7 protein-coding genes and 1 riboswitch are annotated in these 7234 nt (G+C 64.0%); of the genes, 5 read left to right on the top strand and 2 right to left on the bottom strand.

Annotation, left to right across the window (positions count from 1 at the left end; genetic code table 11):
• On the bottom strand, positions 1–435 hold a 435-nt coding region (locus RWT78_RS12410), incomplete at its 3' end, for an FAD-dependent oxidoreductase (protein WP_314675914.1).
• Positions 435–581: riboswitch (TPP riboswitch) on the bottom strand. It overlaps the preceding gene by 1 nt.
• A gap of 26 nt (positions 582–607) precedes the next feature.
• Here RWT78_RS12410 and thiE point away from each other — a divergent pair.
• Both thiE and RWT78_RS12400 read left to right on the top strand, forming a co-directional pair.
• Positions 608–1303 carry a thiamine phosphate synthase gene (gene thiE, locus RWT78_RS12405; RefSeq protein ID WP_007726855.1) on the top strand — a complete coding sequence of 232 codons (696 nt, stop codon included), beginning with the start codon at positions 608–610 and terminating at the stop codon, positions 1301–1303.
• Positions 1304–1551: 248 nt separating this feature from the next.
• Positions 1552–1683: a hypothetical protein gene (locus tag RWT78_RS12400; protein WP_003944354.1), complete on the top strand. Its 132-nt coding sequence runs from the start codon at positions 1552–1554 to the stop codon at positions 1681–1683.
• Between the two features lie 92 nt (positions 1684–1775).
• On the opposite strand, the gene RWT78_RS12395 is transcribed toward RWT78_RS12400, so the two are convergent.
• Entirely contained in the window at positions 1776–2375 is a 600-nt protein-coding gene (locus RWT78_RS12395; RefSeq protein ID WP_042925897.1) for an NUDIX hydrolase, read from the bottom strand.
• Positions 2376–2533: 158 nt separating this feature from the next.
• Here RWT78_RS12395 and RWT78_RS12390 point away from each other — a divergent pair, with 158 nt between their 5' ends.
• From RWT78_RS12390 to RWT78_RS12380, 3 genes are read left to right on the top strand one after another with little or no spacing between them, the layout of a single operon-like run.
• Positions 2534–3895 carry a hypothetical protein gene (locus RWT78_RS12390; protein ID WP_042452116.1) on the top strand — a complete coding sequence of 454 codons (1362 nt, stop codon included), beginning with the start codon at positions 2534–2536 and terminating at the stop codon, positions 3893–3895.
• A gap of 14 nt (positions 3896–3909) precedes the next feature.
• Positions 3910–4896, top strand: a complete 987-nt coding sequence (locus RWT78_RS12385) for a glutamate ABC transporter substrate-binding protein (protein ID WP_003944406.1) — start codon at positions 3910–3912, stop codon at positions 4894–4896.
• 7 nt (positions 4897–4903) lie between these two features.
• Positions 4904–7231: a tetratricopeptide repeat protein gene (locus RWT78_RS12380; RefSeq protein ID WP_314675913.1), complete on the top strand. Its 2328-nt coding sequence runs from the start codon at positions 4904–4906 to the stop codon at positions 7229–7231.
• Positions 7232–7234 lie beyond the last annotated feature (3 nt).

Raw genomic sequence — 7234 nt, 5'->3', positions numbered from 1 at the left:
CAACAAACCCGACCGGATGCCCCGGCCCAGCATCGGTTCGAGGTCACGGATGCGCGCGCGACCGAGACCTTCGAGTTCGTGCCCCTGCGAGCTCACCCACTCGGCGATGGTCTGCAGGTCCTGCGCGTCGGCAGCGTCGAGTGCAACCGTCAGCGAGCTGTCCGCGGTGAAGACCGATTGCCCGAATTTTCCGAGCTCCTCACCGAACGTCGGCCACCGTTCCAGGGACGCTGCACCGATTGTCAACGCGGTTTCTTCACCCGGCCAGCCTTCGGAAAGCGGGGCAAGCATTCCGCCCGCCACCCACGAAGCACCTGATCCAATGGACGGGTCGTACAACCGAACGACCCACCCGTCGCGGGCTGCTCGCCACGCGATAGCGAGACCGATGACACCGCCGCCGACAACCGACACCGTACGAGCGTGTGTACTCACGAAACTCCACCTCCACTTCCTGCGCCGGCATGATCCGGGTCAGGTCTGACGGTCGGGATCTGGTCGCGATCCCCTCTCAGCCCTACGAACCTCGCAGTCACGACAAAAAGTGACGACGACGTTTCAGGACTCCCGTGTCGAACCTTGCTCCCTAGAGGCTACCGTTTGCTCCGTGCACCCCACACATCCCAGTAACGACATCGACCGGCGCGAGCGCCTGGCAGCAGCACGGCTGTACCTGTGCACCGACGCGCGCCGCGAGAAAGGCGACCTCGCGCAGTTCGCCGAGGCAGCATTGTCCGGCGGAGTCGACATCATCCAATTGCGTGACAAAGGCTCTGCCGGTGAGCGCGAGTTCGGCCCGCTCGAGGCCAAGGACGAACTGGTGGCGCTGGGCATTCTCGCGGCCGCAGCGCGACGCCACGGCGCATTGTTGGCCGTCAACGATCGCGCGGATCTCGCGATGGCTTCCGGCGCCGACATCCTCCACCTCGGCCAGAACGACATTCCCGTCCCCTACGCGCGAACCGTTGTCGGTGAAGACGTCGTCATCGGGCGTTCGACGAGCAGTCGCGCGCAGGCGAGTCTGGCCGCCATCGAAGAGGGCGTCGACTACTTCTGTACCGGGCCGGTCTGGGCGACACCGACCAAACCGAATCGAAGTGCGTCCGGTTTGGAACTGGTTCGATCGACCGCCGACGCCGCACCGCCGCGGCCCTGGTTCGCGATCGGCGGCATCGACGAGGAACGTCTGCCAGAGCTGCTCGATGCCGGCGCCACGCGCATCGTCGTCGTGCGTGCAATCACGCAAGCATCGGACCCCCAGGCGGCCGCGCAACGCCTCGCCGCAGCCGTCGCTGGGCGCTGAAAGCCGGTAACTGGCGTTCGTCAAGTGTTTGCCGGGCGATTTCCGCACAGTTACGGGTCAGCACGCCTGACTCGAATTGTGAACGGAAGTTGTCCGATCAGACAACAAACTCCCAGTTCCTAGGTGCGATTGAATGTCCGAAAAGTCGGATTAAGTGATCTTGCTCACAGTTGCTTCGATTGCGTGTCACATCCCATTCGGTTTGTTGTAGTTTACCTCCAGTTACTAACTGAACCTAGGAGCACTAAATGGGATCCCTCGACACCGGCTCGCTCAGCACCGAATCGCTCGAAGACCTGAACCTCGGCAAGATCAGCGAGCTGCTCAAGCTCGGTATCACCGCGGTCAGCTTCATCACGGCGCTGAACTCGCTCAGCTGAGCCTCGTTTCGGTCGACGACCGAAACACCGAAGGGCCGGACTCCCGCGGAGTCCGGCCCTTCTGCTGTGTATGAACTGTGAAGACTCGAGTGCTACGACTGCGTACTCGACGCCTCGGACAGGTTCTGGTCACTGCCTGACTGCTCACTGCCTTGGTGGGAACTACCCGACAACCATCCGAATCCGCCGTCCTCGAGCACGACGGTGTGCGGATCGCCGTCCACGGCCACAACAGGCTCGGTCCGGAGGTCGGGCCATGAGGAACCGAAGCCCGGATGCAGCGGCAGTGAGTCGACGTCGGCTTCGCGTACCCACCGCAACTCGGTGCTCTCACCATTGGCAACCGTCGACAGTGGATGCGCCGCGTCAGCCACGACGGTGGTGTAAGTCCACCCGCTCTCGGCGCGCATCGTCACTACTTCCCCGCGGACACGGACGGCGTCCTCGGCGATACCTGCTTCTTCGTGTGCTTCCCGGACGGCAGCGTGCGTCGTGCTCTCGTGTGAGTCCCGCGCACCGCCGGGCAGTGCCCACGTTCCGCCCTGATGGCTCCACGCCGCACGATGCTGCAGCAAGACCATGGGTGATCCGTCCGAATCGGGGGCACGAAGAAGCAGTCCTGCAGCTCCGTGTTTACCCCAATGCCGAGTACCGTCCGATCCGATGGACCAACCGTCACCGTCACCACGCATCGACTACCTCGCTCCGCCTGCTCTCGCCGTTGTCCCACACTAACCGTTTCAAACTGCTCCAGGTGTAGGTGATGCTTATATGCTCGCGAAGATGCCCTGAATCATTTCTCGGCGGCATCATTTCTCGGTAGCCCGCCTACAGCGAAGTGAGGTGCTCGATGGTCGACCGTGTCGTCCCGTCCATCGAACCCCGGTCGCTGCCGCCCTCCGAGGCCACATCAGTGTCGGCGGAGGACGAGCAGGCACTTCTGCGGCGCGAACTGCAGGCCTTCATGTCCTCGACGCCTGGCCGGTTGACCGTCGTCGGACTGATCCTGATCGCGATCACTTTGATCGCCGGACTCCTCGCCACCGCAGCGATCGAGAACCGCCAGGCGAACCTCGACCTCCTCCTCGTCGAAACCGAGCCTCTCGCCAACTCGGCCCAGAATCTCTACAGTGCGTTGTCCTTGGCAGACGCCGCCGCGGCCACCGCCTTCATCTCCGGCGGCCTCGAACCCGCCGAAGTCCGCGACCGATACACGCAGTCGATCGGTGAGGCCTCTGCGGAGATCGTCCAGGCGTCGGCCGGTCTCGACTCGACCGATCTTGCCGGTCACAGCGCGTTGACCACAATCTCGACCGACCTCTCCGTCTACACCGGGCTGGTCGAAACTGCACGGGCGAACAATCGCGTCGGAAACCCGGTCGGGGCAGCATATTTGAGCGAGGCCTCGCAGTTGATGCAGACCTCGCTGCTGCCGATGGCCCAGCAACTGCACGCCTCGCAGGAGACGCTGGTCTCCCAAGTACAGCGCGATTTCGAGACTCCACCGTGGTGGCCGATCGTGGCGTTCGTCTTCGTGCTGTGCGCGCTGGTGGCGACACAGATGTACTTCTCCCGCAAGAGTCGCCGACGCTTCAATCTCGGGTTGATCCTTGCCTCGCTCGCGGTCGCTGCAGCTCTGCTGTGGCTGCTCACGGTCGGACTGGTCTCCGCACTGGCCACCGGGCGCGCGCTCGACGCCGGGGCCGAGCCACTGCACGAACTGACCGAGGCACGAATCATGGCGCAGCAAGCACGCACCGTGGAAACCCTCACGCTGGCGAGGCGGGATTCGACCGCCGAGGACAACGTGACGTTCACCCGCAAGGTCGATGCTCTGCGGGACATCCTCGAGGGCCTGCAAAGCGACGAACGCGCCCGAGTGAACAGCGAAGTGCTGACCGCCGCACTCGACTCGCGCCAGCAGTGGGTGGCTGCGCACACGCGCATGTACGACCGTCTCGGAAACGGCGACTTCACGTCCGCCGCAGCCATCACCATCGGCGCCGGAGAACAGGATTCGGCCGCGGAGTACGGAAAGCTCGATCACGAACTCTGGCAGGGAATCGTGGATTCGCGCACGAATCTTCGGTCCGACGTCTCGTACGCCTCCCGGGTGTTGGCTGCCTCTGCACCGGGCATGTCTGTATTGGCAGTTCTCGGAGTTGCCGGAATCTTCATCGGATTCTGGCCTCGACTGCGGGAGTATCAGTGACGGGAGTACCGGTGATGCGGAGGAAGAGCCCGGCCGTATGTGTCGCGGTTCTGGCAGCGGCCATGCTGGTGCTCGCCGGTTGCGGTGCGGATCGAGCCGAAGACTTGGACAACGCAGGCGCCACGTCGTACACGGAACCGCCGCTGCCGGCCGAGGCCACCATCGCTCCCAGCCCGACACCGACGACTACCGCGTCGTGCACCAACCTCACCGCGAGCCTGCGGCCCACCCCCGCAGACGCATCTCCGCAGCCACCCACGCCGAGCCTCGACGCCATCCGCGCCCGCGGGCGGCTGATCGTGGGCCTGGACACCGGTTCCAACCTCATGAGCTTTCGCGATCCGGCCACCGGGCGCCTCGAGGGTTTCGACGTGGACATCGCCCGCGAAATCGCCCGAGATCTGCTCGGTGACCCGGAGAAGATCGAGTACCGAATCCTGACGTCGGACGATCGGATCGCCGCACTCCAGGAATCGATGGTCGACGTGGTCGTCAAGACCATGACCATCACGTGCGAGCGGCGCGAGAAGGTCGACTTCTCGACGCAGTACTTCTCCGCTGAACAACGAATTCAGGTCTTGCAGGGGTCATCCGTCCGCGGCATCGACGACCTCGCAGGCAAGCGGGTCTGCGCTGCCCGGGGAACGACCTCGGCCACTCGAATCCAGCAACTCCAACCCGAAGCCACCGTCGTCACCGTCCCGATGTGGTCCGACTGCCTCGTCGTCCTCCAGCAGGGGCAGGTGGACGCGATCAGCACCGACGACACGATCCTCGCGGGCCTCGCCTCGCAAGACCCGTATCTGATGATGGTCGGTGGCTCACTGGGCGTCGAACCGTACGGAATCGGAGTGAACAAGGACAACCCCGACTTGGTCCGATTCGTCAACGGAACACTGGATCGGATCCGGAGCGACGGGACCTGGAACCGTATCTACGACCGCTGGCTCAGCGTCCTCGGTCCTTCGCCCGGTCCCCCGCCGGCCGTCTACCGGGATTGAGGCTGACATGACCGAAGAAACCGGCCCCGAGCCCGACGCCACGCAGGCTTCCATGCGTCCCGAACCCGAAGCCACCGGCGCCTACGAGCGGCCCGAGCCCGAAGCCACGGGCGCCTACGAGCGTCTCGAACCGACCTCGGCCCAGATACGAGGAACCACGCCGTCCGCGTCCTCCTCCCCTACCGGCCGCTCCACTCGATCCCGCCGCAGCCGGTCGGGGCGAAAGCTGCGCCTCGGCGGCGGCCTGGTCGAGGTTGCCCCCGTCCCGCAGATCGACCCCGCATCTGCGGTGATGAGTGACCCGACCGTCCCCGAGCGGAAACGGTTCTGTTGGAAATGCAACGAACCAGTCGGTCGTAAGAGCGCAAGCACCAAGGCAACTCAGCACGGCACCTGCCCCAAGTGCGGTTCCACTTTCGACTTCCGTCCACTCCTCGAAGAGGGCGAATTGGTGTCCGGTCAGTACGAGGTTCAAGGGCCCATCGCGCACGGCGGCCTGGGATGGATCTACCTCGCGATCGATCGCAATGTCAGCGACAGGTGGGTAGTTCTCAAGGGGCTCTTGCATTTCGGTGATTCCGAAGCGCAAGCCGTTGCGGTGGCCGAGCGTCAGTTCCTCGCCGAGGTCGCCAACCCCAGCATCGTCAAGATCTTCAACTTCGTCGAGCATCCGCGCCCGGACGGCACACCCATGGGGTACATCGTCATGGAGTACGTGGGTGGGCGATCATTGCGCGAGGTGCTGGCCGAATTCCCGGACGGCAAGCACATGCCGATCGAGCAGGCAATCGGCTACGTACTGGAAATCCTTCCGGCGCTGAGCTATCTGCATTCCACCGGCCTGGCCTACAACGACCTCAAACCCGAGAACGTGATGGTCACCGAGGATCAGTTGAAGCTGATCGATCTCGGCGCCGTGTCCGGAATCGAAGACTACGGGTACCTGTACGGTACCGCCGGCTATCAAGCACCCGAGATCATCGAGACCGGTCCGACCATCGCCTCCGACATCTTCACCGTCGGAAGAACACTCGCGGTTCTCACCCTCGACATGCCCTCGAAGCACGGACGGTACCTCGACGGCCTTCCCGAACCGGAGGACGAGCCACTACTGCGCGACCACGAGTTCTTTCACCGTCTACTGCTACGCGCCACCGACCCGGATCCGAAGAAGCGATTCCAGTCCGCCGAGGAAATCGCGGGACAACTCACCGGCGTTCTGCGAGAAATCCTCGCCGAGCAGACCGGGCAGGAGAATCCCGGACTCTCGCTCGTGTTCAGCAGGCAGCGAACGTCTTTCGGGACCGATGAATTGGTCGGGCAAACCGATGTGTACGTCGACGGTGTCAGCCACGACGCCGCTCTCGATCCGCGCGAAGTTGCTCACGCACTTCCCATTCCGCTGGTCGACCCCACCGATCCCAGTGCGCCGTTGCTCGCAGCGGCCGTGCACAGCGAGCCGTCGCAGACCCTCGATGCGTTGAAACACGCCCGTGAGAACGGAATCGACCGAACGTCGGGCACACCCGCGGCCGCCGTCTCGGGCGAAGTTCGACTGGCCGAGGCCAAGGCTCATCTCGATCTCGGTGATCCGGAAACCGCACTGACAGTTCTGGGCGAACTCCAGCAGAACATCGGGGACCACTGGAAGATCGAGTGGTATCGAGGACTTGCGGCGTTACAACTGGACCGATTCGAGCCCGCTTTCAGTCACTTCGAGACAGTTCTCACCGCACTGCCCGGCGAGGCTGCACCAAAGCTGGCGTTGGCAGCGACGGCAGAACTGATTCTCCAGCACTGGGAGAGCGACGACCCGGACCAATGGTGCCGCTTCTCCGAGAAGTACTACCGCACCGTCTGGCGGACCGAACGGAACTACGTCAGCGCAGCATTCGGGCTCGCCCGACAACTCGCCGATCACGGCAACAAGAAGGCAGCCATCGCCGCCCTCGACGAAGTACCCACGTCTTCCCGGCACTACAACGTCGCACGGATGTCCAGCGCTCTGACGATGCTGTCCGGCGTTCCGATCGCCGAACTCGACGAATCGACTCTGCGGGAAGCCGCCCGTCGTGTTCGGGCGCTACCTGCTGAAGAGAGCCGAAGCCTGCAGATGCGAACCCTGGTGTTGGGCACGGCACTCGATTGGATTCGCTACGGCAATCGCTCGCACACCGAACTCGAACCCATCCTCGACCTGCCCTTCACCGAGCAAGGTCTGCGCACCGGAGCCGAAGCCTGCCTTCGCGCCCTCGCTCGCGCCACGACCTCCCGCACGCACCGCTACGCCCTCGTGGACCGGGCGAATGCGGTGCGTCCGCGCAGCAATTTCTGACGG

This window comes from uncultured Rhodococcus sp., from assembly GCF_963525155.1.
GTDB classification, from domain to species: domain Bacteria; phylum Actinomycetota; class Actinomycetes; order Mycobacteriales; family Mycobacteriaceae; genus Rhodococcus_F; species Rhodococcus_F qingshengii.
Note: the sequence above shows the minus strand (reverse complement) of the source record. Positions and strands in the feature narration are given on the sequence as shown.